The following is a 24,707-nucleotide window of genomic DNA, read 5'->3' on the forward strand; positions in this document are numbered from 1 at the left end:
CTTGCAAGGAAGCTCTGAATGAACGAACAGCGCGTTGTCATCATCACCGGATCAAGCCGAGGAATTGGCCGCGCCGCCGCCGAGCTGCTGGCCAGCCGGGGCTGGTCGGTGGTCATCTCGAGCCGCAACCAGGAAAGCTGCGAGGCCGTGGCCGGCGCGATCCGCGACAACGGCGGCGATGCCCTGGCACTGGCCTGCCATATCGGCCGCGAGGAGCAACTCGCGGCACTGGTTGAGCAGACCGTGGATCACTACGGTCGCATCGACGCGCTGGTGATGAACGCGGCCAGCAATCCGGTTTACGGCCCGTCCGACCAGGTCGACCGCAAGGCCTTCGACGTGATCATGCACAACAATGTCTACGGTGCCCTGCGCCTGGCGCACCTGGCCCGGCCCCATCTGGCCGAAAGTGGCGCCGGCGCAATCGCGCTGGTCTCGTCGATCGCCGGCCAACTCGGCAATACACTGATCGGTACCTACGGACTGTCGAAAGCGGCCGAGAACCAGCTGGTGCGCAACCTGGCACTGGAGTTCGGCCCCGACGGCATCCGTGTCAATGCCGTCGCGCCCGGCCTGGTCAAGACCGACTTCGCGCAGGCTCTGCTGGAAAACGAACGCATGGTGAAGTATTTTGAAGAGACAACTCCGCTCAGGCGGCTGGCCGAGTCGGAAGATATCGGCCGGGTGATCGCTTTTCTGGTCGGAGAGGACTCCGGCTGGCTGTCCGGGCAGATCATCACCGCCGATGGCGGTCTGTCGGTGACCGGAGGCTTTTGAACGAGGGCATGATGCGCACTGCTATCCGACTTTTCCTGGTGCTGGGATCGCTATTCCTTGCCTGCACGGCCTGGGCGCAGGTCTATACCTATACCGACGAGAACGGCCTGACCGTCTACACCGATCGAAAGCCTGACAGCGATCGCTATGACGTCCGCAACCTCGGTTGCTACGGTACCTGTCGCAAGGGTGTGGACTGGCAGAGCACGCCGTTGCTGCCGCGTCACTTCGACGTCGAAATCCGGGCTGCCAGCGAAGTCTTCGAAATCGATGCGGCGCTCGTCCGCGCGATTGTCCATGCCGAATCCTGGTTCGAGCCGCAGGCGGTCTCGCACGCCGGTGCGCAGGGTCTCATGCAACTGATGCCGGCCACCCAGCAACGTTTCGGCGTGGCCAATCCCTTCGACCCGCTCGACAACATCACGGCGGGTGCAGCCTACCTGGCCTGGTTGCTCGAGGAGTTCGGCGGTGATCGTGACCGGGCGATAGCCGCCTATAACGCTGGCGAGAATGCCGTACGCCGCCACAACGGTATTCCGCCGTTCCCCGAAACCCGCGAGTACGTCCGCCGGGTCAACATTCTCTTTCGCCGCTACAGCGGCTCCTGATCAAGCCTTGATCTGGAGGCTTCTGATGACCGGCGCCGATTGCGCCGCGGCAGTTCCACTTCGAATCGACAACCCTCCGGCCGATCGACGGCACGAATCGATCCGCCGTGACGCTCGGCGATCAACCTTGCGATGTACAGGCCGAGACCCAGGTGTGGCCCGCGATTGTCATGACAATCGTCATGACTTCGGTTCGAAACCATGGACTCGAACGCCTGTTCGGCCAGGCCGGGCGGCAGCGGCGGACCGGGGTTGTCGACCTGCAGGCAGACCTGCGTTCCGCGTGGTACGACGCGCAGGGTGATGCGTTCGCCCGGCGGCGTGAAATCGACGGCATTCTCGACCAGCTTGTCGAGCAGCTGGCCGAGTTGCTCGGCGCTGGCATCGACTTCGACCGGTGAGCCGCTCGGCACCACCGCCGCAAAACGGTGCCGGCGGAACGTCTGGCGGCAGCCTTCGACATAGGCCGTGACCAGTTCGGCCAGGTCGATCGGCCGCAATGGTTCTTCCGACAGGCTCTGTTCGATGCGCGCGGCCTGGCTCATGGCGCGGAACATCGACTGGAGCCGTTGGGTGCCTTCCTCCGCGCGTTGGCGGTATTTCTCTTGCTGCTCGGGCGTTTCGCTGTCGGCCAGGTTTTCGAGCGATGACCGGATCATGGCCAACGGCGTGCGCAGCTCGTGCGAGAGCTTGCTCGCAAGGCTCTGCAGGTAGTCCTGGTGCCGGTGCTGGCGTTCGACCATGTCCGACAGGCTGCGACCGAGATCGGCAATTTCGTCGTGGCCCTCCGGCCCGGGCATTGCTGCACGAACGCGACCGTCGGCACCGACCGCGTGGTCGAGGGCATCGCGCAGGCGCCGGATGCGCCCGGACAGGCGCCCGGCAAAGCCGATCAGGATCGCAGCGATCAACAGCATCGCGGCCAGGCCGAGCACGAACAACTGCAGCAAGGCCTCATAGGCGGCGTTCATGAAGCGGTCGGCCGGCCGTTCGAGCAGGAGATGCGCCACGGCGTTGCCGTCGCGCATGATCGGGGCGGTGGCACGGACCACGAAACCGGCACCGTCGGGTAAGGGGTACCAGTCGGCGGACGGTTGGCGGGACATCGCCTGCGGCGGGAATCGCCCCGCATCCGGCGTATCCGTGCCGGATGAATTGGGCAGCACGCCCAACAGTCGTGCGGCCAGGGTTGCGAGCAGCTTGCTGACGTCGCCGCCATCGTCTTGCGGTGATGGCATTTCGGCGGACTGACCGGCCCGGGCGAGAACCCAGCCTTCGGGATGCAGCAGCCAGCCCCGGGTACGCTCGGGAAGCCGGGCGCGCAACTGCCCGGAAAGGGCGGCAATCGGCCGGATCAGCGGCCGGAATGCGACCTGCTCATTGTTCGCAGGCCCGACTCTCACGGCCAGGCGCTCGACCTGGAGCGGCTCGAGCAGCGCGATTTCCATGCGCCAGAAACGGTCGCCGGGTTGCAGGGCGGCCTGAACACGCAGCCGGCCGTCCTGGCCGCCTGATTCCAGCCAGCCCGGCGCGGCCGGTTGGATCATCACCCGGCCCGATTCCTGGCCTGTTTCGATCCACAGTTCGAGTGACAGTGCGTCCTTGTCAGTGTTGCCGTTCAGTGCGAACGCGTCGTCCGGAATCTCGACCAGCAGGTTCAGGCGACCACGGTACTCGGCGGCCAGCAGACGAGCCCCCGGAGCGCCATCGATGTCGGTCCAGGCACTCGGGGCGCGCCAGTCGAGCCACTCGCTGTCATAGCCATCGATCACGGGTTCACGGTCGGCGCGATGCACGTACAGGCCTGAATCCGATGGCCAGCCCACTTCAAACGATGCCAGTTCACGAGCGGCGGCGACGGTGGTGTCGATCAGCGCTTGCTGATAGCTGTCGCGCAGAGAATGCTCGAGGCTGCGCACCAGTTGCCAACCAGCCAGCGGCAGGGACAGCAGTAGCAGTGAAATGAGCGTCAGCCGGGCACGCAGGTTCACGCGGGCCGACCGTTCCAGCGATAGCCGGCGCCGTGCACGGTTTCCAGGGCGCGGAAGTCCGGGTCGAGCGTTTCGAACTTGCGGCGAATGCGCTTGACGTGGGAGGTGATGGTCGCTTCGTCGACGACCAGGTTGGCGGCTTCCATCAGCTGGCCTCGTGTCTTGACGTGTCCGGGTCGCTCGATCAGGCAGTGCACCATCCAGAATTCGGTCACGGTCAGCGCCACCGGCCGGTCTTGCCAACGAACCTGCAGGGTCTCGGGTTCAAGCTCGACGCCGCCGACCCGTATCGGGCGAGATGCCGTCGGCTGGAGGCGCACGGCCTCGACACGTCGGAACAGGGCAAGAATACGAGCCAGCAGGTGCTGGCTGGAAATGTCCTTGGTGAGGTAATCGTCGGCGCCCAGGCGCAGTCCGGACACGGCGTCCAGGTCGCTGTCGCGGGCGGTCAGGAAGATGATCGGTAGCTCGGCCGAGCGCTGGCGAAGCGTGCGGCACAAATCGAAGCCGCCTTCGGGCTCATCACCCAGTCCGACGTCGATGATCACCAGATCGGGCAGGCGGGCGGTCATGGCCGACTCGGCATCCGAACGTGAGGCATAACCCCGGGTCGCAAAGCCATAGCGTTCCAGCGCGTCGCGGTAGTTCTCGCGCAGAGTGGCTTCGTCTTCGACGATGGCGATCAGGCGCTGGCTCATTGGAAACACTTCGTGGAAGCAGGCCGCCCTCGAGGAGCGTCTGCCACAAGTTTGCCACATTCGATCAGGACTTCGTCAGCGCCGGGCAGCCTGGCTGCCATTTCGCTGCGCTCAAATGGCATGCGTCGATCACAGCAGGAGTTCGGTTCATGTCGCGTCTTTGGATACTTGTCTTGATGCTGGTTCTCGGGCCGGCCATGTCTGCGGAGTCCGGCATGTGGCTCGAACGCCAGGAAGCCGGCGGCCGCGAGGCGGCGCTGTCCCTGGCGACCGAGGTCGATATTCAGGTGACGGGCATGCTGTCGCTGGTCGAGGTCCGCCAGCAGTTCTTCAACCAGACCGGAGACTGGGCCGAGGGTGTCTATCGTTTCCCGCTGCCCGACGGCGCCGCCGTCGAGCAATTACAGATCCGGATCGGGCAGCGACTGATCGAGGGTGAGATCCAGGAGAAAGAAACCGCCCGCGCCACTTATGAGGCGGCCCGCGACCGGGGCCAGATTGCCGGTCTGGTCGAGCGCGAACCGGGCAAGCTGTTTTCGACCCGGGTGGCCAATATCCCACCGGGAGAGATGGTCGAGATTCGCATCGGCTACACGCAGGCCGTGGTCTACGAGCATGGGCGCTTCCGGCTTGATTTTCCGACTACCGCGGCACCGCAGTTTCGTCCTGGCGGCGAACTCGAACGGACCGTACGCGAGCGATTGGAGGCCGCTGCCGGCGGCCGCTTGCCGCAACGTCCGGTAACGCTCACCGTTGATCTGCGACCCGGTTTGCGCCTGGGTGACATCAGCTCGACTCACCACGCCATCGATGTCGAACGGCTCGGGACCGACTGGCTGGTCACCCTGGCCGACGGTGCTGACTGGTCGGGCCGCGATTTCGAACTGACCTGGCAACCGGAGGACAGTGGCGCAGCCGCGACCGCGGCCTTTGCCGAGCGCTTCAATGGCCGCGAGCACATCATGCTTACACTGGTGCCGCCGCAGGCTTTCGAGGCCGACGACACACCGCGCGAGTTGATCCTGGTCATCGACACGTCCGGGTCGATGTCGAACGAGCCGATCGTGCAGGCGCGCGAGTCTCTGCATTACGCCCTGGCCAGTCTAAAGCCGGGCGACCGCTTCAACGTCATTGCTTTCAATCACCAGGCGCGTTCGCTCCATCCACAGCCGCTGGACTACAGCGAGGATCGTCATCTTGAAGCGGCGCAGTGGGTTGACGGCCTGGGTGCCGGCGGAGGCACGGATATGGGCCCGCCGCTGGCCCTGGCCCTTGGGGCGCCACCCGTCGACGGCTACTTGCGCCAGGTGGTCTTTATCACCGACGGCATGGTGGGCAACGAGCAGCAGTTGCTCGAGCGCACCCGGCTGGACCTGGATGAAAGTCGCCTGTTCACCGTCGGCATCGGCCATGGCGTCAACGGCAGCTTTTTGCGTCGTCTGTCCTCGGCCGGCCGAGGCAGCTACACGGCCATTGCCGAAACATCCCTGATTGCCGAGCGCATGAGCGAGCTGGTCTTGCAGCTCGAAAGCCCGGTTATCCACGACATCGAACTGGTCTGGCCGCACCCGGTCGAGTTCTACCCTGAATCGATGCCCGATCTCTACGTCGGCCAGCCCTTGAGTGTCATCGCCCGAACGGATCGGCTCAGCGGCGACTTGATCGTTCGCGGCACCAGCAACGGACAATTCTTCGAGCGCGTCCTGCCGCTGGAGGATTTCCAGCCCGCGCCCGGCGTGGCCGGTCAGTGGGGCCGCGCGAAGATCGAAGCGCTGGAAAACCGGGCCGGTCCGCCCGGCGACGAGCTTCTGATCGAATCGGAGGTGCTCAATACCGCACTGGCCTATTCGCTGGTCAGCTCGCAGACCAGCCTGGTGGCTGTTGATCGCACGCCTGAGCGCAGCCGTGCAGAGGCCCTGCGACGCTTCGGCCTCGCTACCAGCCCGGCCCATGGGCGCGCCGGCAGCCTGCAGGCTATGCCGGCCACCGACGGCGGCAGCGTGTCGGCCGCGCTGCGTGGTGCCGTGGCCCTTCTGCTGGTCTTGCTGCTGCTGTTCCAGCGCCGCATCAACCGCAGCGAGGAGGAGTCCTGATGCGGCGCTTCCTGATCCTGACATTGGTACTGGTGGCCACCTGGCAGCTGGGCTCGGCCGGCTGGATTCAGGCCAAGGCCGGACTCGGCCAGTGGCTGCTCGAGCGGGCCTGGCAACGGGCGCTCGAGGACGAGGACGCGGACGCGGCCGAGCCCTGGCCCGGCGCGGTCAGTCACCCGGTCGCACGACTGCGCATGCCGCGCCTGTCGATCGACCACCTGGTGCTTGAGGGCCTGGACACGCCGGTAATGGGCTGGGGGCCGGGCATGGCCGTGGGCGAGGGCGGGCATCGCGTGCTCGCCGCCCACCGGGATACGCATTTCTCTTTCCTGCGTGCCGTCGAGCCCGGTGATCGCTTCGAACTCATCGATGCCGGGGGGCGCCGGCAGTGGTGGCAGGTCGAGACCATCCGGGTGGTCGATTCCCGTACCACCGGAATCGATCTCGACTGGCCGGAAACCGCGATGACCCTGATTACCTGTTATCCGTTCGACGCGCCGGTGGCGGGCGGTCCGGAGCGCCTGGTGGTGCGGCTTCGGCCGCTTGCGCCGGCGGGGGAGGTGTCGATATGACCACGCTGTGCATCGATGAGTTGTCTCGCTCGCTCAAGCGTCGCTGGGGGTGGACAAGTTTGGCGACGCATGTGCCGGCCGATGCCGACTGCCCGCTATTGGTGGATTCCGGACGGGGCCGGTCTGTGGGTCAGGACGAACCCGTTTGCGCAGTCGTTCCGCAATGGCTTCAGCCCAGGCGTGGATTCGAACGCCCGCCCGGAATCGCCGGTCTTCATGGCAAGGGGTCGCCATCAATGGGATAATGCCGCATCCAGCCCATCGGAATGACAGGAGTCCGCCGAGCGTGACTGACGACATACGAATTCCGATCGCCGTCAAGAGCGGTCAGAAGATCCGCAAGCCGCAGGGCTTTACCGCCATTCGTGACGGCATCAAGGCCCGTGCCGGGTCCGAACCTGCGCCGATCGGCCGCAAGCCCTCCTGGCTGCGGGCAAAGTTGCCACAGGGCGGCAAGTACGAGCAGGTGCGCCGGAACGTCAACGAACACCGACTGGCCACCGTCTGTCAGGAATCCAAGTGCCCGAATATCGGCGAATGCTGGTCGGCGGGTGTGGCCACCATCATGCTGATGGGTGATGTCTGCACTCGCGCCTGCCGCTTCTGCTCGGTCGATACCGGCAATCCGCGCGGTTGGCTCGACCTCGAAGAGCCGCTCAATGCCGCCGAGTCGGTGCGCATCATGGATCTCAAGTACGTCGTTCTCACCTCGGTCGATCGCGATGACCTCGATGACGGCGGGGCGGCGCATTACGCGGCATGCGTCCGCGAGATCAAGCGAGCCAATCCAGAAACCGCAGTCGAGGCGCTGACGCCTGATTTCCAGGGCCGCCTGCATGATGTGGAGACCGTGGTCGATTCGGGTCTGGAAGTGTTCGCCCAGAATGTCGAAACGGTGCGGCGCCTGACCCATCCCGTGCGCGATCCGCGTGCCGGCTACGAACAGACGCTCAAGGTGCTCGAGCACGCCAAGCGGCACAATCCGAAGGTGCTGACCAAGACCAGCCTGATGCTGGGCCTGGGCGAAACCACCGAAGAAGTCCTCGAGACGATGGACGACCTACGCGCCATCGGTGTCGATATCGTCACTTTCGGCCAGTACCTGCGCCCGACGGTCAATCACTTGCCGGTCGAGCGCTTCGTCACACCCGAGGAATTTCAGGCGCTCCGCCGGATCGGCCTTGAGAAGGGCTTCATGGAGGTCGTCTCGGGCCCACTGGTCCGATCCAGCTATCGTGCCGACCGGGTGTTCGAGAAAAACAACTGCGGAATCGATACCGACGTCGCCTGAGGTTCCTCCTGGAGCTGGTCCGATGGCCGGGACCTAGATCAGGAAGCCTGAGCCGCCCGGCGCCATGGCCAGGGCATTCTCCCTTGGGTTCTGCACGCGGGTGACTTTGCATTTCACGCAGTTTGTGTCACCCTTTTGAAGCGCTGGAGTCAGCGTCGCTCAACTGGGCGCAGGTTTTCGATGTTGCAGCCGTAGGGGCGTTATGATTTCAAAGAAATTGCTTCGGCAAATGCCGAAAATCATGGCTGCTGGTGCGGAGGCGGGTCGCGGCGGCGTGATTTTGATCCGCTTCGATCGCGGCACGTTGCTGCGCGATCAACTCGGGTTCACCGGCCTGAGTACACTCATCGACGGCGTCGTTGCCCAGACCAATGAACTCGCCAGTGAACTGGTAGGCAAAGATTACGACCTGGTTCGCTTCGACTGGGAGTGCCTGTTGCTTGTTCTCAGGGATGCCTCCGCCTCGCTGGTAAAGGAGGCCGCTGAAAATCTTTTCAGTTCTTTGAGTGATCGTATCTATGACGTCGGCGACGACGCGGTGGCCGTGAGCGTCAGCCTGTCCTTTGCGCACTTCGATCACCGCTTCAGGCACGAGGATGAACTGTTGTTGGCGCTCATTCACCGCGCGGAAGCCATTGGAATGGCCGGCGGCAACCACATGGGTGAGGCGCGGCCCGGCATCTCGGCCGATAAAGCCATTTCCTCGGCCGATCACATGCTGGGCCTATTGATGGAGTCCCTGCGAACCGATTCGCTGAAGGTTGTTTTCCAGCCCTTGCTCGCGACCAGTCCAGAGGCCACATCCGAAAGCTACCAGATGTTCCCGCGACTGGTCGCTGGTGACGGCCGCTTGCTCCCCGCCGCGGATTTCCTGCCCCAGGCCCGCGAGGCTGCCCTGTTGCCCGTGCTTGATCGCTGGATGATCGTGCATGCCTCCCGATTGTTGCGTGGCCCGCTGCGAGAGAAACGTGTGCGGTTGTTCATTAATCAGTCCGAAGCGCTTCTGGTGGAGGCCGAACGTCAGGACTGGCTTGCCCGTCATCTGGAATCCGAGCCGATGCTGGCCGGTCGACTTGTCCTGGAAATCCCGCTGGAAGACGCCATGGCGCACCTCAGTGGCACTGTCGGGCTGATCAGTATCTGCCGGGACCACGACGTCGGATTCTGTCTCTCGCACGTCAACGAGCAGAGCCGCTGGCAACTGCTCACAGAAAAGCTCAAATCCGATTTTCTGCGGATGTCGCCGGGCTTCGTCAAGCGCCTGACCCAGGACCCGGATCTGGAGGAGCGTTTCTTCGAGCTTTCAAAGCAGGTCAGGGAGCAGGGCACTCGCATCATCATGCCGATGATCGAGGATTCGAAAACAGCGGCCAGCATGTGGCGTACCGGTGCCGATTACATGCAGGGCAATCTGATTCAGGCGCCGGAGGATACGATTGCGATTTAGGTGGCGGAGATGGAGGGATTGCTGCGCGGCCTATCGGCCGCTTGCCCTTCGGGCTGTCGCTTCGCTCCAGCGAGCTCGCCTTCGGCTCGGTTCGAACCGGGGTTCTCATCCGTAGTCCCCCTCTCGGCCAGCAATAAAAAACCCCGCACAAGGCGGGGTTCTTCATTACTGGCGGAGAGGGAGGGATTCGAACCCTCGATACGGGTATAAGCCGTATACTCCCTTAGCAGGGGAGCGCCTTCAGCCACTCGGCCACCTCTCCGTAAAACTTATTGTAACCGCCGTATGCATACGGCCATTCTCGGGCTGTCGACCCGGGCGGTCCTGTCGGACCGCGAGAGGTCGGGATTGACTGCGCGCCTTCGGCGCTTGCCCTCCGCTTCGCTCCGGGTAGCTACGCCGACTGCGTCGGCTACGCATCGAGCTCGCTTCGCTCGGTTACTGCGCGACCTGCGGTCGCTTGCCCTACGGGCTCGCCGGCCTTCGGCCGGCTCGTGAGCTCGCTGGCGCTCGGTTCGAACCCTCGATACGGGTATAAGCCGTATACTCCCTTAGCAGGGGAGCGCCTTCAGCCACTCGGCCACCTCTCCGTAAACTTGCTGTTCGACCGGTCCGGGCCGGCGAGGGGCGCATTGTACCGCAAGGATTGCCTGGATGCTGCACGTCCGGGCGCGAAAGGATACCGCTCACCGTGTTTCGGGTAAAGCGCCGGGACTGGTAGAATCAGCCGTTGTTGTGGTGATTTAGCCGGTCCGGCGTCCAAGGAGTGCATGTGGAAGGGAGCGAGAAGGTGCAATCGCGGCGCTCGACGCGCGGCATCGATTTCTTTCGTGGTTTCTTGCGTAGTCCGGAGCAGGTCGGCTCCATCATTCCCAGTTCGCGCTTTCTGGAGCGGCGCATCATTAACGTTTCCGGGGTCGAATCGGCACGCACAGTGGTCGAACTGGGTCCCGGAACCGGCGGAACCACGCGCGCAATCCTGGCTGCCATGCCGGCTGACGCGCGCCTGCTGACCATTGAACTCGATCCGGATTTCTCGTCCATTCTCGAAGATTTCGGTGATGCACGTCTGATTCCGCATACCGGCAGCGCCGTAGATCTGGCCGAGATCCTGGCTGAGCACGGTCTGGGTGCGCCAGATGTAGTGATTTCGGGAATTCCCTTTTCCACCATGCCGCGCGAGATCGGGCTGGCCATCATCGCAGCCATCCGCGACAACCTCGCACCGGGAGGCCGGTTTGTGGCCTACCAGTTCCGAGGTGCTGTGGGGAGGCTCGGCAAGGAAGTGATGGGTGAGCCCGATGTCGAGCTGGAAGTTTTCAACATCCCGCCGATGCGCTTCTATACGTGGCAGATCAAGCCGGAGACTGCGGCGGTGATGGAGAAGTAGGTCAGGATGTTGCCCCTGCTGTTGGGTGGTCTGCAGTTGCCCTGCTGATCAGCCGTCGAGCAGATACATCCTGATCGGCATCCAGATGCCCATCATGATCATTATGAGGTTCTCCGTCAGCGAGACGAAGCCGAGTGGTACGTTGCTGTTGCCGCCCACGCAGGCGCACTTGAGCTCGCGTTTCTGCACATACACGGCCCGGAAGACAGAGACGGCCCCGATGAGACCAATGAACAGCGCGATCGGCGCGGCCAGCCAAATCAGGGCGCCTGCCAACATCAGCACGCCGGCCAGCGTTTCCCCGAAGGGATAGAAATACCCATACGGGACCCAGCGTCTTCCCAGCAAATCGTAATTGAGAAACATCGTGCTGAAGCTTTCGACGTCCTGTAACTTCTGGACGCCCAGCAGGCACATGGCCGTGGCGATAAACATTTCGGGCATGCGCAGCGTCCAGACGGTCCCGAAAGCCGCCCAGCTCACGGCCAGGCCCATGAGAAAAGCGGTCACGAAAATTGCGATGACCGGGCGGTAGCTGGTGTCGGCCTGGTCCGGCATGGGCTGGTCGAAATGCTGGCGCAACTCGTCATAACCGCCGATCCGCTCACCATCAATGAAGGTCTGCGGAGTTGTCTCGACCGAGTGCTTCTTTTTGAAATCGTCGGTTTCCTGCCGCGTGGTCAGCCAGTGATCATCCACCTCGTAGCCCTGTCGCTCGAGCAGGTACTTGCTTTTGATGCCGTACGGGCAGATATGCTTGTCCATGACCATGCGGTAGATTTCCGCCCGGCGCGGCTTGTGGCGGGTTTCGGACTTCGTCATGACGTACTACTCCCGTAGATCAAGGTCAGTACCTATGCCGTGCCCAAGCGGTGTACAGCCTGCCGGGGCGGCGAAACGGCCTGCAGCGTTCAGGATACCCACGCTCGAGGCTGCCGGCCAGCATGGCTGACTCCGGGGCAGTTGGGTGGTTCGGCAGGGTGCGATATGGGCTCCGCTCGGGCAAGCCGGCCGAAACAGGGAGAGCGAGATACGGGAGTTGCCTGGAGTTCGATTGGCGTTATATAATAGCCGGCTTGTCCGCTGGGCGGGCAAGACCCTTGCTCCACGGTGGCCGCAATGGCGGTTTGGCCGGGGGCTTTGCAGGCCGGGTGCCGAATGGGCCCGGGCTTGGAAAACCACGAGGAATTGACAATGCGACACTATGAAATCGTTCTTCTGGTCCACCCGGACCAGAGCGAACAGGTGCCCAGCATGCTCGATCGCTACCGGAGCATGGTTGAGGAAAAGGGCGGCACCGTTCACCGCAGCGAGGACTGGGGCCGACTGCAGTTGGCCTTCACCATTGCCAAGCTGCACAAGGCGCACTACCTGATGCTCAACGTCGAATGCGACGCCGAAACCCTGGCCGAGCTCGAGAGCATCTTCAAGTTCAACGATGCCATCCTGCGCCACCTGATCGTCCGCAAGGACAAGGCCGAGACCGAACCGTCGGTCATGCTCAAGCGCAAGGAAAACAAGGACGAGCGTGAGGGCCCGCGCCGCGAACGTGCCTCTGACGAGCGCGGCGACAGTGACGACGACGACGATGATGATTCCGATGACGATGATTCGGATGATTCCGACGACGATCAGGATACTGATCAGGACACCGATCAGGACACCGATCAGGACAAAGAAAAGGTGGAGGGCTGACCCATGGCACGATTCATGCGACGTAGAAAGTTTTGCCGGTTCACGGTCGAGGGTATCGAGGAAGTCGATTACAAGGACGTGGACCTGTTGAAGGATTTCGTCGGTGAAACCGGCAAGATCGTTCCCAGCCGCATTACCGGCACCAAGGCACGATTCCAGCGTCAGCTGAGCACCGCGATCAAGCGTGCTCGCTACCTGGCGCTGCTGCCGTATACCGACAACCACTGATCGCTTGAGGTGATGTCATGAAGCTGATTCTGCTCGAAAACATCTACAACCTCGGTGACCTGGGCGATACCGTGACCGTGCGACCGGGCTATGGGCGCAACTTCCTGCTGCCGCGCGGCCTGGCCGTTCCGGCGACCAAGGAAAACGTCGACAAGTTCGAGTCCCGCCGTGAGGAACTCGAGCGCCAGGCCAACGAACGCCTGAGTGCCTCCGAGGCCCGTCGCGAAGCCATCGACGAGCTCGACGAGCTGCGCTTCGAGGTGCCGGTCAGCCCGGAAGGCCGCCTGTACGGCTCGATCAACCCGCACGAGATCGCCGGCAAGCTGACTGAAATGGGTTACCCGGTCGAGAAGTCCGAGGTTGACATGCCCGAAGGTCCGATCCGCGAGCCGGGCGAGTTCACCATCGGACTGATCCTGCACGCCGATGTGCAGACCGAGATCAAGCTGACCGTGGTCGCCGCCGAAGGCTGATCGATCCGATTCCTGTTCGGCGCCGCCGAGCAGGCTGCGAGAACCACCGTCCCTGCCCATTCCGCCGTTGGCGCGTGCACTGTGCCGCCAATCCGGACGCAAACGGTGGTTTTCCGTTGGCCATTCGGCCCGGATCGGGACTATACTGATCGGCCGCGTCCGACTGACGAAAACCGTGGCTGAACCCCGAATTTCCACCCTGAGCAATCTCAAGGCCCCGCCACACTCCAACGAGGCGGAGCAGTCGCTGCTGGGCGCGCTGATGCTCGGCGCCGACGTCTGGGACCGGGTGGCGGACCAGATCGACGAAGTCGATTTCTACCGCGAGAACCACCGCCTGATTTTCCGCGCCATCGCGGAGCTGTGCCAGGAAGGCCAGCCCTGCGACGCGATCACCGTCAATGAATGGTTTGCCCGCCATGGCAAGCTTGACAAGGTCGATTCCGGCGCCTACCTGACCATGCTGGCCAATGAAACACCGGGTCCGGCCAATGCCGTCGGCTATGCGCAGATCGTGCGCGAGAAGTCGATTCTGCGTCAGCTCGTCGAAATCGGCACGAATATCGCCGATACCGCATTGAGTACGGCCGGACGCAGCTCGCGCGATGTGCTCGAGGAGGCCGAACAGCGCATCTACGCCATTGCAGACCAGGGGGCACGGCGCGCCAGCGGCTATGTCAGCGTCAAGGAGGTCATGGCCAGCGCCATGGACCTGCTCAACGAGCTGCAGGAAAACGAGGGTGATCTGACCGGCGTGCCGACCGGCTTCACCGCGCTGGATCAGCGGACATCGGGCTTGCAGAAGACCGACCTGATCATCGTCGCCGGCAGACCATCGATGGGCAAGACCAGTTTCGCCATGAATATCGCCGAGCGGGCAGCCATCCGCCACAAGGTGCCGGTGGCGGTTTTCTCGATGGAAATGTCGGACATCCAGTTGGTCATGCGTCTGTTTTCCTCGCTTGGCCAGATCAACCAGGAGCGACTGCGCACCGGCAAGCTCGAAGGACAGGACTGGGTCAACCTGCGCTCGGGCATGACCCTGCTCAAGGGGGCCAACATCTTCATCGATCAGACGCCGTCGCTGTCGCCGACCGACCTGCGCGCCCGGGCCCGGCGCATGAAGCGCGAGCACGGCATCGGCCTGATCATGGTCGACTACCTTCAGCTGATGAAGGTGGCCGGTCACTCGGAAAACCGCACCAATGAAATCAGCGAGATCTCGCGCAGCCTCAAGGCCCTTGCCAAGGAACTGGATGTCCCGGTGATCGCGCTGTCGCAGCTCAACCGCTCGCTCGAACAGCGCCCGGACAAGCGGCCGAAGATGGCCGATCTGCGTGAATCCGGCGCGATCGAGCAGGATGCCGACCTGATCCTGTTCATCTACCGCGATGAGGTCTACAACGAGGACTCGCCGGACAAGGGCACGGCCGAGATCATCATCGGCAAGCACCGCAACGGTGCCACCGGCAGTTTCAAGCTGGCCTTCCAGGGCGAGTATGTGCGCTTCCGCGATTTCACGCCCGACCACTACGGCCAGGACAGCTGAGCGGGCGCCTGATTCATGGCCCGCAACACCATCGCCCGCATTGACGCCGCCGCGCTCGCCCACAACCTGGGCCGGGTGCGAGAATGGGCGCCCGACAGCCGCGTCATGGCCGTGGTCAAGGCCGATGCCTACGGTCACCGCATCGACCTGTGCCTGCCGGCGCTGGAGGGTGCCGACCTGCTGGCCGTGGCCACCATCGAGGAAGCACGCGCCATCCGGCGTCTGGGTAATGGCCTGCCGGTCCTGCTGCTGGAGGGCGTTGTCGACTACGGTGACCTGGCCGTGGCGGCTGACCTCGGTCTGGAACTGACCCTTCACCATGTGCAGCAGATCGAGGCGCTCGAGCGCTTCGGCCGTTCACCCACAGAAAGACTGTGGCTCAAGATCGACACCGGCATGCACCGGCTCGGTGTGCCGGCTGAATCTGCTGGCGAGATGCATGCCCGGCTTTTGGCCTTGCCCGGTGTCGAGCAGGTCAACCTGATCAGCCATTTCGCCTGTGCCGAGGAACCGGAACATCCGCTCAATGCGCTTCAGCTCGAGCGCTTCGAGCGCGCAACCGCCGGTCTGGAAGGCGAGCGCTGCATGAGTAACTCGGCCGGTCTGATCAACTTCCCCGCCGCACGCTATGAGTGGGTGCGGGCCGGCCTGGTGCTGTACGGTATTTCGCCGCTGCCTGACCGATCCGGCCCTGATCTGGGGCTCGAGCCCGTGATGACGCTCAGTGCCGAGTTGCTGGCGATCAATCGGGTGGCTCGCGGTGAGCAGATCGGCTACGGCGCGCGATTCACGGCCGAACGCGACATGCTCGTCGGCGTGGCCGGCATTGGCTACGGCGATGGTTATCCGCGCGGCATGGCCGACGGAACGCCGGTGCTGGTCGATGGCCGCAGCTGCCGACTGTGTGGTCGCGTCTCCATGGACATGATCACCATTGACCTGACCGACGGTCCCGAGGCCCAAATCGGCGATGAGGTCATCCTGTGGGGGCGCGGCCTGCCGATCGAAGGCATCGCCGCTTGCGCCGACACCATCCCCTACGAGCTGGTCTGCCGCATTACCCGGCGGGTCCGTTTTCGCGACCAGGCCCTGGTCGGCAGCGGCGGCCTGCGTGCGGTAAAATGACCGGTCATTCAGAGACATGAGCGATTAATGGCCGGCAAGCTCTACATTCAGACTCACGGTTGCCAGATGAACGAGTACGACTCGGGCAAGATGGCCGACGTACTCGCCGCCTCGCACGGCCTGGAGTTGACCGAGCGGGCCGAGGAGGCCGACGTCATCCTGATCAATACCTGCTCGATTCGCGAGAAGGCGCAGGAAAAGGTGTTCTCGCAGCTCGGGCGTTGGCGGCCGCTGAAGGAAGCGCGGCCCGATCTGGTCATCGGCGTGGCCGGTTGCGTCGCCAGCCAGGAAGGCGAGAACATCGTCAAGCGCTCGCCCTTTGTCGACATGGTGTTCGGCCCGCAGACCATCCACCGGCTGCCGAAAATGCTCGACAGCGTGCGCGAAAGCAGCCAACCGGCCATCGACATCTCTTTTCCCGAAATCGAGAAGTTCGACCACCTGCCCAGCCCGGGCAAGCAAGGCGGCAGCGCCTTCGTGTCGATCATGGAAGGCTGCTCCAAGTACTGTTCCTTCTGCGTGGTGCCCTACACCCGCGGCGAGGAAGTCAGCCGTCCGCTCGACGATGTGATCGCCGAGGTGGCTGAACTGGCGGGGCAGGGCGTGCGAGAAATCAACCTGCTGGGGCAGAACGTCAACGCCTATCGCGGCCCGATGCACGACGGGGGTACGGCCGACCTGGCGCTGCTGATCCGTTATATCGACCATATCGAGGGAATCGAGCGAATCCGCTTCACCACCTCGCATCCGGTCGAGTTCTCCGACAGCCTGGTCGAGGCCTTCGGCGCGGTTTCGAAACTGGCCAACTACCTGCACTTGCCGGTGCAGTCGGGTTCGGATCGTGTCCTGTCGCTGATGAAGCGAGGACACACCATTCTCGAGTACAAGCAGAAGATCCGCCGCCTGCGCGAAGTCCGACCCGACATCACTCTGAGTTCCGACTTCATCGTCGGTTTTCCCGGCGAGACCGAGCACGACTTCCAGCAGACGCTCGACCTGGTCAAGACGCTCGAGTTCGACCAGAGCTTCAGCTTCATCTACTCGGCCCGCCCGGGTACGCCGGCGGCCTCTTTCCCCGACAACGTCACGCTCGCCGAGAAGAAGGACCGGCTCAATCGCCTGCAAGACCAGCTCAATCGGCAGGCGCGCGGCTATGCCGAGGCCATGGTCGGTACGCGTCAGCGCGTTCTGGTCGAGGGCAGCAGCCGTAAGGAGGCCAGGGAACTGGCCGGGCGCACCGAAAACAATCGAGTGGTCAATTTTCCGGGGCCGCCCGAACTGGTCGGCCGCATGGTCGATGTCGTCGTGACGGAGGCCATGGCCAATTCGCTTCGCGGCCGTCTCGACAGCCAGTCCGCGGCAGCCTGAATGACTACGGTCTCCGAAACGGCCGTCACGCTCGAGCTCGAGCCGGTCGATAACGAACGCCTGGCCAATCTCTGCGGCCATCTCGACGAACATATCAGTCTGATCGAGAAGCGCCTGGGTGTGTCGATTTCCGCGCGTGGCAACCTGTTCAGCATCGAGGGCGAGCCGGATGCGGTTGGCGCCGCCCGGCGTGTGCTGCGCCAGCTCTACCGTCACTCCGAAGGCGAGGTGTTGAGTCCGTCGACGGTCAACCTGCAGCTTCAGCAGTCAGGCCTGGACGAACCCGAGAACGAGGACATCGAAGTCGGTATCCGTACCCGCCGGGGCATGATCCGCGGACGCGGTCCCAACCAAAAGCGCTACATCAAGCGCATCGGAGAATCTGACGTCAACTTCGGCGTCGGGCCGGCCGGCACCGGCAAGACTTTCCTGGCCGTGGCCTGCGCCGTCGACGCGCTGGAGTCCGACCGCGTGCAGCGCATCGTGCTGGTGCGGCCGGCCGTCGAGGCCGGCGAGCGCCTGGGCTTCCTGCCCGGGGACCTGGCTCAGAAGGTCGATCCCTACCTCAGGCCGCTTCACGACGCGCTCTACGAGATGCTCGGTTTCGAAAAAGCGGCGCGGCTGACCGAGCGCAACGTCATCGAGGTCGCCCCGCTGGCGTACATGCGCGGCCGCACTCTCAACGACGCCTTCATCATCCTCGACGAAGCGCAGAATACGACTTCCGAGCAGATGAAGATGTTTCTCACGCGCATCGGTTTCGGCTCCAAGGCGGTCATCACCGGCGACCTGACCCAGATCGACCTGCCGCCCAAGATTCACTCCGGCCTGCGTCAGGCGGTGGCCCTGCTCAAGGAGGTCGAGGGTGTGAGTACGACATTTTTCGACGCCCGCGACGTGGTGCGCCACCCGATTGTTCGCCGAATCGTCGAGGCCTACGAGAGTGCTGATGAGCAAAACGATTGAACGGCCGGCTGTCACCGAGTTGTCCATCCAGCGCGAATGTGAATCAGGCTCGCTGCCCGACGACGAGGACATACGTCGCTTCGCCGCCGTGGCGCTGGCCGATCTCGACGACCCCGTGTTGAACCTGCGCATCGTCGACGAAGCCGAAGGGCGGGAACTCAATCGCCGCTGGCGTGGGCGCGATAACGCCACCAACGTGCTCAGTTTTCCCGCCGAACTGCCCGATGGCGCCGGCATCAATCTGCTCGGCGATATCGTACTCTGTGCCCCGCTCATCGAGCGCGAGGCGGCCGGGCAGGGCAAATCGCTGCATGCCCATTTCGCGCATCTTCTGATCCACGGCATCTTGCATCTGCGCGGCTTCGACCATATCTCTGCCGAACAGGCCGAGGCCATGGAATCCCGGGAAATCCGGCTCCTGGCCGATCTGGGCATTGGCAACCCGTACGTGACCTATGACCACTAATCCGATACCCGCTGTCGCTCCAGGCATTCGGCCGGTATCCACCCCCATATGAACGAAGAATCTACCGACAGTCCAAACGGAAGTACCAGCGCCAGCTCCCGTGGCTGGCTTGAACGAATCGGGCGCGCCCTGGGCAGCGACCCTCGCAGCCGCGAGGACCTCGTGGAGCTCCTGCGCGGTGTCAGCGAGCAGGGCCTGATCGAGGCCGATACCCTGGCCATGCTCGAAGGCGCGCTGGAGGTCGACGAACTGCAGGTGCGCGACGTCATGATTCCGCGTTCTCACATGGTCGTCATTCCGGATGGCACGGCGCTGGATGAAGTCCTGCCCATCATCATCGAATCGGGTCATTCCCGCTTCCCCGTGGTCGGCGAGGACCGCGATCAGATCAAGGGCATTCTGCTGGCCAAGGATCTGCTCAAGCTGGTTTCCAACGGCGACGATGTCACACTTTCGGACCTGCTGCGCCAGGCGGTGATCATTCCCGAGTCCAAGCGACTGAACGTGCTGCTGCGTGAGTTCCGTATCAGCAAGAATCATATGGCCATCGTGGTCGATGAATACGGTGGCGTTTCGGGTCTGATCACGATCGAGGATGTGCTCGAGGAAATCGTCGGCGACATCGACGACGAGCACGATGCCGAAGCCGTGCAGGACATTCAACGACTGGACGAAGGCAAGTACCTGGTCCAGGCCCTGACCGCCATCGACGACTTTAACGAAGCCTTCGAGACCGATTTCAGTGACAACGAGTACGACACCATCGGCGGCCTGGTGGTGGCCGAATTCGGGCGCTTGCCCGAGGAGGGGGAATCGGTCGAGATCGGCGGCTGGAACTTCGCCGTGACCGGTGCCGACGATCGCCGCCTGCATGCAATGGAAGTCTCTCAGGCCTGAATACTCATCCGGGCAGCGGAATAGGGTACAGTCATGCCTGTTCCGCCAGTTTCAACTCCTGCCGTGTCTGAAAGGCGCATTCCTCGCGTTCTGGCTCGTATCCTTCTGACGCTCGCCTTGCTGCAGGGCGCGGCGGCCACCGCACAGGCACAGGAGGCCTGGCTTGTGACCTATGGTCCCGGCCAGGAGGTGTGGGAACGCTTTGGTCATAACGCAATCTGGCTCCGGAACGCCGAGCTCGGCCTCGATCACGTCTACAGCTTCGGCTACTTCGAGATGGACCGGCCCGGGTTTCATCTGGATTTTGCCCGCGGCATCATGAAGTACTACGGTTCGGCCGCCGCCCCTGAAAACGAATTCGCGTTCTACCGCATGCGCGATCGATCCATCCGCATTCAGCGACTCGAGCTCGATGCCGGGCAGATCCGCGAACTGCACGAGCTGCTGCACGAGAACGTTTTTCCGATACCGCAGTACTACGACTACGACTACTTTTTTGCCAATTGCTCGACCTGGCTGCGCGACCTGATCGACCGGGTTGTCGACGGGCAGCTGCGGGAGCAGCTGCAGGCCACACCTGCCCGGCTCAACTTCCGCGACCATATCCGGCGCTACAACGAGAGCCGCCTGGAGTTGCACGCCGGCTTGCTGCTGCTGCTCGGTCCCATGATCGACCAGCCGCGCACGGCCTGGGAGGAGGCGTTCGTTCCCGAGGGGCTGGCGGCATGGATGGCGAGCGCGACCGTCGACGGAAATCCGCTGGTGGGCGAGACCGAAACGCTCTATCGCTCCCAACGGCATTCAGCGCCTCACGAGCCATCCTTCAAGGGTGGGTTCTATGTGATGGTGTCGCTGCTGGTGGCTATGCTGGTCGCCCTGGCCCTGCGTCGTGAACCCGGTTTCTGGGCACTCCTGCCCTGGCGCGTATCGGCGCTGATTACGGGAATGGGCGGCGTCGTGGTGTTGCTGATGTGGTTCGCGACCGGCCACGAGGTGGTCGACGGCAACTGGGTCGTACTCATGCTCAATCCCTTCTGGCTGCTGATGCTGCTGCCGTTGCCGCGCCCGGCCGCAATCGGCGTGTGGTGGTTGCTGGCCGCGGCGGCAGCTGCAGGCGCAGTTCTGCTTGCCTGGCCGGGTAGTCTGCAGTACCGGCCGGAGATCGTGCTGGGATTGGTGCCGCTGCTGGCAGTTCTGCTGTGGGTCGGGCGAGTGCGGTCCTGGAATCGTCGAGAATGGCCATCGAACGGCTCGGTACCGGCGGCGAAATCGTGACATATGGTGTTATAAATTGGGATTTATGATGCGAAATGTGATAGATTTCACGTGAATGGCGCAAGCGGAGAGCCTCGATGATCGAACAGCGGGTCGTTTCCCACTTTATGGATGGGCGCATTCTCAAGGGCGTAACCAGCGATTTCTTCCCCAACCGGCCCGCGTTTCACATGCGGCTGGCCGATTCCGGCGAAAGAGTTCGGATCGACGTTGACGAGCTCAAGGGTGTGTTCTTCGTGAAGGATTTTGAAGGCCGCCCTGACTACAGCGAGCGGCAGGACATAGAGCGCCGGGGCTATGGGCGCCGTATCTCCGTTAGCTTCGTCGATAACGAAACGATTGTCGGGCATACACAGGGCTACTCTCCGGATCGTCGGGGCTTTTTCGTGGCGCCGGCGGATCCGGAGAGTAATAACGATCGCATCTTTGTGGTCAAGTCGGCTACCACCGACATCACCTTGCACTGAACTGCTGCAAAGACCGGGCGCGTTTGCCCTACAAGCGAATCACCCGGTCGTAGCGCGGTAGCCATTCGGGCTCGTGGCTGATCATCACCACCGTCCGACCTTCCAGCCATCGTTCGATGCTCGAGGCCAGACCGATTGCCGTGGCCTTGTCCAGGCCGGTGGTGGGCTCGTCGAGGATCACCGCGGGCGGATCGACAAGCATCAAGCGAGCCAGTCCGACCCGCCGCAACTCGCCGCCGGAGAGGCTGGCGCCGGCCTCGTCCAGCCAGGTCTCGAGACCGTTTTCCAGGCTTGCGAGCCACTCGCCAAGCCCGGCCTCGTCAAGCGCTTTCGCCAACTCGGCCTCGGTGGCCGCGGGAGCGGCGACGCGCAGGTTGGCAGCCAGGGTGTCGCCGAACAGGTTCGGCCGCTGCGGCAGGTAACCGAAGTGGCCCCTCAGTGCGTCTTCCCGGATGTCCCTCAGATCAAGGCCGTCGAGTCGGATAATGCCCGATTCGGGATCGATCTGGCGCATCAGTAGCAGCGCCAGGGTGGTTTTGCCGCTGCCGCTCGGTCCGGTGATCAGCAGGCGCTCACCCCGGCCCAGATCGAGATTCACACCGTCGATGACCGGCTGCCGAGAGCCCGGCCAGGTGAAGCAAACATCCCGCAGTGATAGTGCGCCGCCGCCGGACTGGGGCAAGGCAGTGCCGGAGGTCTCCAGCAAGGGCTTTCGATCTGCCAGTTCCGCCACTCGCTCGGCGGCCAGACGGGTGTGCGTCATTCGGCGCCACGCCGCCGGCACAACCTGCCAGACCTCGATCAGACCGAACGTGACGATCACGGCCATCACCGCGGCCGGGCCGGAGGACTGTCCACCTGAGTAGCCGGCCAGCGCGAGCAGCAGGACCAGCCACATGCCGAGGTAACCGGCCATCTGCACCTGGCCGCGTCCGAGCGCATCGATACGGTCGAGCTTGAGCTGGTGGCCGACCTGCTGCGTCGAAAGGCTTTCCAGCGCCTGAAGATGATCCGTGATGCGTTGCTCGGCCACCAGCGACTTCAGGCCTTCCAGGCTTTCGGTGCACTGGTGTTGCAGTGCAGGTTCGGCCAGCGCGCGCGCTCGGCCAGGGCTGCGGCCTGCCCGGCTGGCAAGCGTGGCAATACTCGTTCCGGCCAGACCCACGCCCGCAATGACCAGCGCGGCTTGCGGAAAGCCAAGCATCAGCAGCGCGATGGCTACTCCCAGCGTGGTCAGCGCGGCGGTCACGACGGGACCAGCCACGCCCGCGTAGAGGTGGTCGAGTGACTCGACATCACCGGTGAAGCGGTCGAGGGTCTCACCGCGTTGCAGGCGTCGCAACTGCAGTTCGTCGAGCTGCAGCAGGCGTTGCAGCAGGCTGATGCGAAGCGCGGCGAGCAGGCCGAGCGTGGCACGGTGTGTGGCCATGCGCTCACCGTAGCGGGCCACGGTTCTGGTCAGGGCTGCCAGCCGTATCCCTGCGCCTGGCGCGAAGATCTCGACGGCGGCAATCAGCCCCACACCCGCCATTGCGCTGGCGGTAATCAGCCAGCCCGAGAGTCCGAGCAGTACCAGTGCGGCCGTGCTCGAAACCAGCATCAGGACAACGCCCAGGGCCAGCCAGCGCCACTGGCGCCGCCAGGTCGTGGCGATCAACCTGCCGAGCCTCATGGCCGAAGCTCCTCGAGACGGCCGTTTTCGAGCTGGAAGATCCGATCGGCCCAGGCTTCGGCCAGCACATCGTGGCTGGCACAGATTACGGTCGGGCCGTCTCCCCGCGACAGTTTGCCAAGCGTCTTCCAGAGCGATTCGGCCGTATCGATATCCAGGCTGGCGGTGGGCTCATCGAGCAACAGCAGCGGACGTGGCCGCAGCAGGGCGCGGGCCAGCAGCACACGGCGGGCCTGGCCGCCCGACAGGCCTTCGCCGGAGGAGCGGATTGGCGTGGCCATACCCTCAGGCAGTTGCGTGATCCAGTCGGACAGGCCGGCGGCCGAGACGGCCCGGTCGAGTGCGGTTTCGTCTGCTTGCGGCATCGACAGTCGGATGTTGTCGGCCAGGCTGGTGTCGAACAAGCCGCCGTTCTGACCCATCCAGGCGCGCATATTCGACAGGGCTTGCGCGTCGAGCTGCTGCAGCTCGACGCCGTCGAGGTGAATGGTGCCGGAGTCCGGTACCAGAAAGCCACCGACCAGGTCGAGCAGGGTCGACTTGCCGCTGCCGCTGGCCCCGCGGATCAGCACGCACTGACCCGGTTCGGCGGTGAAGCCGGCGTCTTCGAGGATGACGCCGCGCCCGGGACGTTGCAGGCACAAGCCCACGGCTTCGACCCGGCAGGCGGCGCCCGGGGAAATCGTAGCTGGATGAAGCGGTTCCCGCCGGGCCGGGGGTGTTTCCATGACAGTCCGGATAGAGCCGGCCGCAGCCAGTCCGTCGGCGCGATCGTGCCAGGCCTGCGAGAGCTGCCTCAGGGGCTGAAAGAATTCTGCCGCGAGGAGCAGCACGAACAAGCCGCCGTGCAGGGTCAGTGCCGGAGCGGGGCCGAACTGGATGTATCCGAGCAGGCCGAGACCCACATAGATGGCCACGGCGGCGATGGCCACGGCACTGAAGAATTCAATTGCCGCCGTCGACAGGAAGGCCAGGCGCAGGACCGCGAGCGTGCGTTGACGGAAGTTCTCGACCAGTTCACCAAGCCGCTCGAGTTGGTACTGTTCGCTGCCGAAGCGACGGATGGTATCGAGCCCTCTCAGGCGGTCGAGAAAAACCCCGCCGAGCCGGGTGAGTTCGCGCTGCTGATTACGACTGGCCTGCTCGGCTCCCCAGCCGATCAGGATCATGAACAGCGGAATCAGTGGGGTTGCCAGGGCAAGGAACAGCCCGGCCAGCCAGTCGCGCGATCCGACGGCAATCAACAACACCGGCACGCTTACAACTGCGGCGATCGCCTGCGGCAGAAAGCGACCGTACCAGCGCTCGAGCAGGTCGACCTGCTCGATGAGCGTGGTCGACAGGGCTCCGACGCCAGTGTGTGCTGCAAATGCCGGGCCGGCTTCGGCGATGTGCTCGAACAGCCGCGGCCGCAGCTTGCGTTGCACCCGGGCGGCAGAACCGGAGGCGATCCAGCCGCGCAGGGTTTCCGTGCCCGCCCGGGCGGCAGCGGTGGCCAGCAGCAGCGTGAGCGGGAATGCCATCTGGCCGAGCTCACGCCCGTCGATCACGACGGCGTGGACGATTCCGGCCAGCAACCAGGCCTGGGCCACGATCAGCCCGGACTGGATCAGCGCCACCGCAATCAGTCTTGTGCGCAAGCCCCTGGGCTCTTGCGCT

At 63.8% G+C, this 24,707-nt stretch carries 23 protein-coding genes and 1 tRNA gene; 18 read left to right on the forward strand and 6 right to left on the reverse strand.

Features of this window, described 5'->3' with window-relative positions:
* The first annotated feature begins 18 nt into the window (after positions 1-18).
* Positions 19-777 (forward strand): SDR family oxidoreductase, encoded by a 759-nt coding sequence (locus G4Y73_RS06075; RefSeq protein WP_164230463.1) that lies wholly within the window; start codon positions 19-21, stop codon positions 775-777.
* An 8-nt stretch (positions 778-785) separates the two neighbouring features.
* Positions 786-1,385: a lytic transglycosylase domain-containing protein gene (locus G4Y73_RS06080; RefSeq protein ID WP_164230465.1), complete on the forward strand. Its 600-nt coding sequence runs from the start codon at positions 786-788 to the stop codon at positions 1,383-1,385.
* On the opposite strand, the gene G4Y73_RS06085 is transcribed toward G4Y73_RS06080, so the two are convergent.
* On the reverse strand, positions 1,370-3,376 hold the full coding sequence (locus G4Y73_RS06085) for an ATP-binding protein (RefSeq protein WP_164230467.1): 2,007 nt from the start codon (positions 3,374-3,376) through the stop codon (positions 1,370-1,372). The genes G4Y73_RS06080 and G4Y73_RS06085 overlap by 16 nt on opposite strands.
* Positions 3,373-4,074, reverse strand: coding sequence for a proteobacterial dedicated sortase system response regulator (gene pdsR / locus G4Y73_RS06090; protein WP_164230469.1), 702 nt, complete (start codon positions 4,072-4,074; stop codon positions 3,373-3,375). The genes G4Y73_RS06085 and pdsR overlap by 4 nt, the downstream gene beginning before the upstream one ends.
* A gap of 149 nt (positions 4,075-4,223) precedes the next feature.
* Between pdsR and G4Y73_RS06095 the strand changes: the two genes are divergently transcribed.
* From G4Y73_RS06095 to G4Y73_RS06110, 4 genes are all read left to right on the forward strand, one after another.
* A complete protein-coding gene (locus G4Y73_RS06095; RefSeq protein WP_164230471.1) occupies positions 4,224-6,167 on the forward strand; it encodes a marine proteobacterial sortase target protein in 1,944 nt (647 codons plus the stop codon).
* On the forward strand, positions 6,167-6,739 hold the full coding sequence (locus tag G4Y73_RS06100) for a sortase (RefSeq protein ID WP_164230473.1): 573 nt from the start codon (positions 6,167-6,169) through the stop codon (positions 6,737-6,739). The genes G4Y73_RS06095 and G4Y73_RS06100 overlap by 1 nt, the downstream gene beginning before the upstream one ends.
* Before the next feature lie 286 nt (positions 6,740-7,025).
* Positions 7,026-8,030: a lipoyl synthase gene (gene lipA, locus G4Y73_RS06105; protein ID WP_346426828.1), complete on the forward strand. Its 1,005-nt coding sequence runs from the start codon at positions 7,026-7,028 to the stop codon at positions 8,028-8,030.
* Positions 8,031-8,271: 241 nt separating this feature from the next.
* Positions 8,272-9,477: an EAL domain-containing protein gene (locus tag G4Y73_RS06110; protein ID WP_164230477.1), complete on the forward strand. Its 1,206-nt coding sequence runs from the start codon at positions 8,272-8,274 to the stop codon at positions 9,475-9,477.
* 169 nt (positions 9,478-9,646) lie between these two features.
* Here the strand turns inward: G4Y73_RS06110 and G4Y73_RS06115 are convergent.
* A tRNA-Ser gene (locus G4Y73_RS06115) sits at positions 9,647-9,739 on the reverse strand.
* A 528-nt stretch (positions 9,740-10,267) separates the two neighbouring features.
* Here G4Y73_RS06115 and G4Y73_RS06120 point away from each other — a divergent pair.
* Entirely contained in the window at positions 10,268-10,867 is a 600-nt protein-coding gene (locus G4Y73_RS06120; protein ID WP_164230479.1) for a methyltransferase type 12, read from the forward strand.
* Positions 10,868-10,915: 48 nt separating this feature from the next.
* On the opposite strand, the gene G4Y73_RS06125 is transcribed toward G4Y73_RS06120, so the two are convergent.
* Complete coding sequence (locus G4Y73_RS06125; RefSeq protein WP_205596498.1) at positions 10,916-11,689, reverse strand: MauE/DoxX family redox-associated membrane protein; 774 nt, start codon at positions 11,687-11,689, stop codon at positions 10,916-10,918.
* 372 nt (positions 11,690-12,061) lie between these two features.
* Between G4Y73_RS06125 and rpsF the strand changes: the two genes are divergently transcribed.
* The 11 genes from rpsF to G4Y73_RS06180 all read left to right on the forward strand — a co-directional run bounded on the left by rpsF (position 12,062) and on the right by G4Y73_RS06180 (position 21,376).
* The gene (gene rpsF, locus G4Y73_RS06130) at positions 12,062-12,562 is read left to right on the forward strand and encodes a 30S ribosomal protein S6 (protein ID WP_164230481.1); all 501 of its coding nucleotides are present in this window, start codon (positions 12,062-12,064) and stop codon (positions 12,560-12,562) included.
* Between the two features lie 3 nt (positions 12,563-12,565).
* Positions 12,566-12,790, forward strand: a complete 225-nt coding sequence (rpsR, locus tag G4Y73_RS06135; protein ID WP_164230483.1) for a 30S ribosomal protein S18 — start codon at positions 12,566-12,568, stop codon at positions 12,788-12,790.
* 17 nt (positions 12,791-12,807) lie between these two features.
* Positions 12,808-13,263 (forward strand): 50S ribosomal protein L9, encoded by a 456-nt coding sequence (gene rplI, locus G4Y73_RS06140; RefSeq protein WP_164230485.1) that lies wholly within the window; start codon positions 12,808-12,810, stop codon positions 13,261-13,263.
* A gap of 175 nt (positions 13,264-13,438) precedes the next feature.
* Complete coding sequence (gene dnaB / locus G4Y73_RS06145; protein ID WP_346426829.1) at positions 13,439-14,812, forward strand: replicative DNA helicase; 1,374 nt, start codon at positions 13,439-13,441, stop codon at positions 14,810-14,812.
* 15 nt (positions 14,813-14,827) lie between these two features.
* Positions 14,828-15,937, forward strand: a complete 1,110-nt coding sequence (gene alr / locus G4Y73_RS06150) for an alanine racemase (RefSeq protein WP_164230487.1) — start codon at positions 14,828-14,830, stop codon at positions 15,935-15,937.
* A gap of 27 nt (positions 15,938-15,964) precedes the next feature.
* Positions 15,965-17,305 (forward strand): tRNA (N6-isopentenyl adenosine(37)-C2)-methylthiotransferase MiaB, encoded by a 1,341-nt coding sequence (miaB, locus tag G4Y73_RS06155; protein WP_164230489.1) that lies wholly within the window; start codon positions 15,965-15,967, stop codon positions 17,303-17,305.
* Positions 17,306-18,271 carry a PhoH family protein gene (locus G4Y73_RS06160; RefSeq protein ID WP_164230491.1) on the forward strand — a complete coding sequence of 322 codons (966 nt, stop codon included), beginning with the start codon at positions 17,306-17,308 and terminating at the stop codon, positions 18,269-18,271.
* Complete coding sequence (gene ybeY / locus G4Y73_RS06165) at positions 18,255-18,737, forward strand: rRNA maturation RNase YbeY (protein ID WP_164230493.1); 483 nt, start codon at positions 18,255-18,257, stop codon at positions 18,735-18,737. Before G4Y73_RS06160 ends, ybeY begins: the two co-directional genes overlap by 17 nt.
* Positions 18,738-18,785: 48 nt before the next feature.
* Entirely contained in the window at positions 18,786-19,634 is an 849-nt protein-coding gene (locus G4Y73_RS06170; RefSeq protein WP_164230495.1) for a transporter associated domain-containing protein, read from the forward strand.
* Between the two features lie 63 nt (positions 19,635-19,697).
* Complete coding sequence (locus G4Y73_RS06175) at positions 19,698-20,909, forward strand: DUF4105 domain-containing protein (RefSeq protein WP_164230497.1); 1,212 nt, start codon at positions 19,698-19,700, stop codon at positions 20,907-20,909.
* Between the two features lie 77 nt (positions 20,910-20,986).
* Entirely contained in the window at positions 20,987-21,376 is a 390-nt protein-coding gene (locus G4Y73_RS06180) for a hypothetical protein (RefSeq protein WP_164230499.1), read from the forward strand.
* A 28-nt stretch (positions 21,377-21,404) separates the two neighbouring features.
* Here the strand turns inward: G4Y73_RS06180 and cydC are convergent, their stop codons facing one another.
* Both cydC and cydD read right to left on the reverse strand, forming a co-directional pair.
* Positions 21,405-23,048, reverse strand: a complete 1,644-nt coding sequence (gene cydC, locus G4Y73_RS06185) for a thiol reductant ABC exporter subunit CydC (RefSeq protein WP_164230501.1) — start codon at positions 23,046-23,048, stop codon at positions 21,405-21,407.
* Positions 23,045-24,688, reverse strand: a complete 1,644-nt coding sequence (gene cydD / locus G4Y73_RS06190) for a thiol reductant ABC exporter subunit CydD (RefSeq protein ID WP_164230503.1) — start codon at positions 24,686-24,688, stop codon at positions 23,045-23,047. The genes cydC and cydD overlap by 4 nt, the downstream gene beginning before the upstream one ends.
* Positions 24,689-24,707 lie beyond the last annotated feature (19 nt).

The sequence above is a fragment of the Wenzhouxiangella sp. XN201 genome, from assembly GCF_011008905.1.
Lineage (GTDB): Bacteria > Pseudomonadota > Gammaproteobacteria > Xanthomonadales > Wenzhouxiangellaceae > Wenzhouxiangella.

Coding starts and splice junctions, on each gene's coding strand:
- G4Y73_RS06075 (WP_164230463.1), top strand. CDS start 19: ATGAACGAACAGCGCGTTGTCATCATCACCGGATCAAGCCGAGGAATT.
- G4Y73_RS06080 (WP_164230465.1), top strand. CDS start 786: ATGATGCGCACTGCTATCCGACTTTTCCTGGTGCTGGGATCGCTATTC.
- pdsR (WP_164230469.1), bottom strand. CDS start 4,074: ATGAGCCAGCGCCTGATCGCCATCGTCGAAGACGAAGCCACTCTGCGC.
- G4Y73_RS06095 (WP_164230471.1), top strand. CDS start 4,224: ATGTCGCGTCTTTGGATACTTGTCTTGATGCTGGTTCTCGGGCCGGCC.
- G4Y73_RS06100 (WP_164230473.1), top strand. CDS start 6,167: ATGCGGCGCTTCCTGATCCTGACATTGGTACTGGTGGCCACCTGGCAG.
- G4Y73_RS06110 (WP_164230477.1), top strand. CDS start 8,272: ATGGCTGCTGGTGCGGAGGCGGGTCGCGGCGGCGTGATTTTGATCCGC.
- G4Y73_RS06125 (WP_205596498.1), bottom strand. CDS start 11,689: ATGACGAAGTCCGAAACCCGCCACAAGCCGCGCCGGGCGGAAATCTAC.
- rpsF (WP_164230481.1), top strand. CDS start 12,062: ATGCGACACTATGAAATCGTTCTTCTGGTCCACCCGGACCAGAGCGAA.
- rpsR (WP_164230483.1), top strand. CDS start 12,566: ATGGCACGATTCATGCGACGTAGAAAGTTTTGCCGGTTCACGGTCGAG.
- rplI (WP_164230485.1), top strand. CDS start 12,808: ATGAAGCTGATTCTGCTCGAAAACATCTACAACCTCGGTGACCTGGGC.
- alr (WP_164230487.1), top strand. CDS start 14,828: ATGGCCCGCAACACCATCGCCCGCATTGACGCCGCCGCGCTCGCCCAC.
- miaB (WP_164230489.1), top strand. CDS start 15,965: ATGGCCGGCAAGCTCTACATTCAGACTCACGGTTGCCAGATGAACGAG.
- G4Y73_RS06160 (WP_164230491.1), top strand. CDS start 17,306: ATGACTACGGTCTCCGAAACGGCCGTCACGCTCGAGCTCGAGCCGGTC.
- ybeY (WP_164230493.1), top strand. CDS start 18,255: ATGAGCAAAACGATTGAACGGCCGGCTGTCACCGAGTTGTCCATCCAG.
- G4Y73_RS06170 (WP_164230495.1), top strand. CDS start 18,786: ATGAACGAAGAATCTACCGACAGTCCAAACGGAAGTACCAGCGCCAGC.
- G4Y73_RS06180 (WP_164230499.1), top strand. CDS start 20,987: ATGATCGAACAGCGGGTCGTTTCCCACTTTATGGATGGGCGCATTCTC.
- cydC (WP_164230501.1), bottom strand. CDS start 23,048: ATGAGGCTCGGCAGGTTGATCGCCACGACCTGGCGGCGCCAGTGGCGC.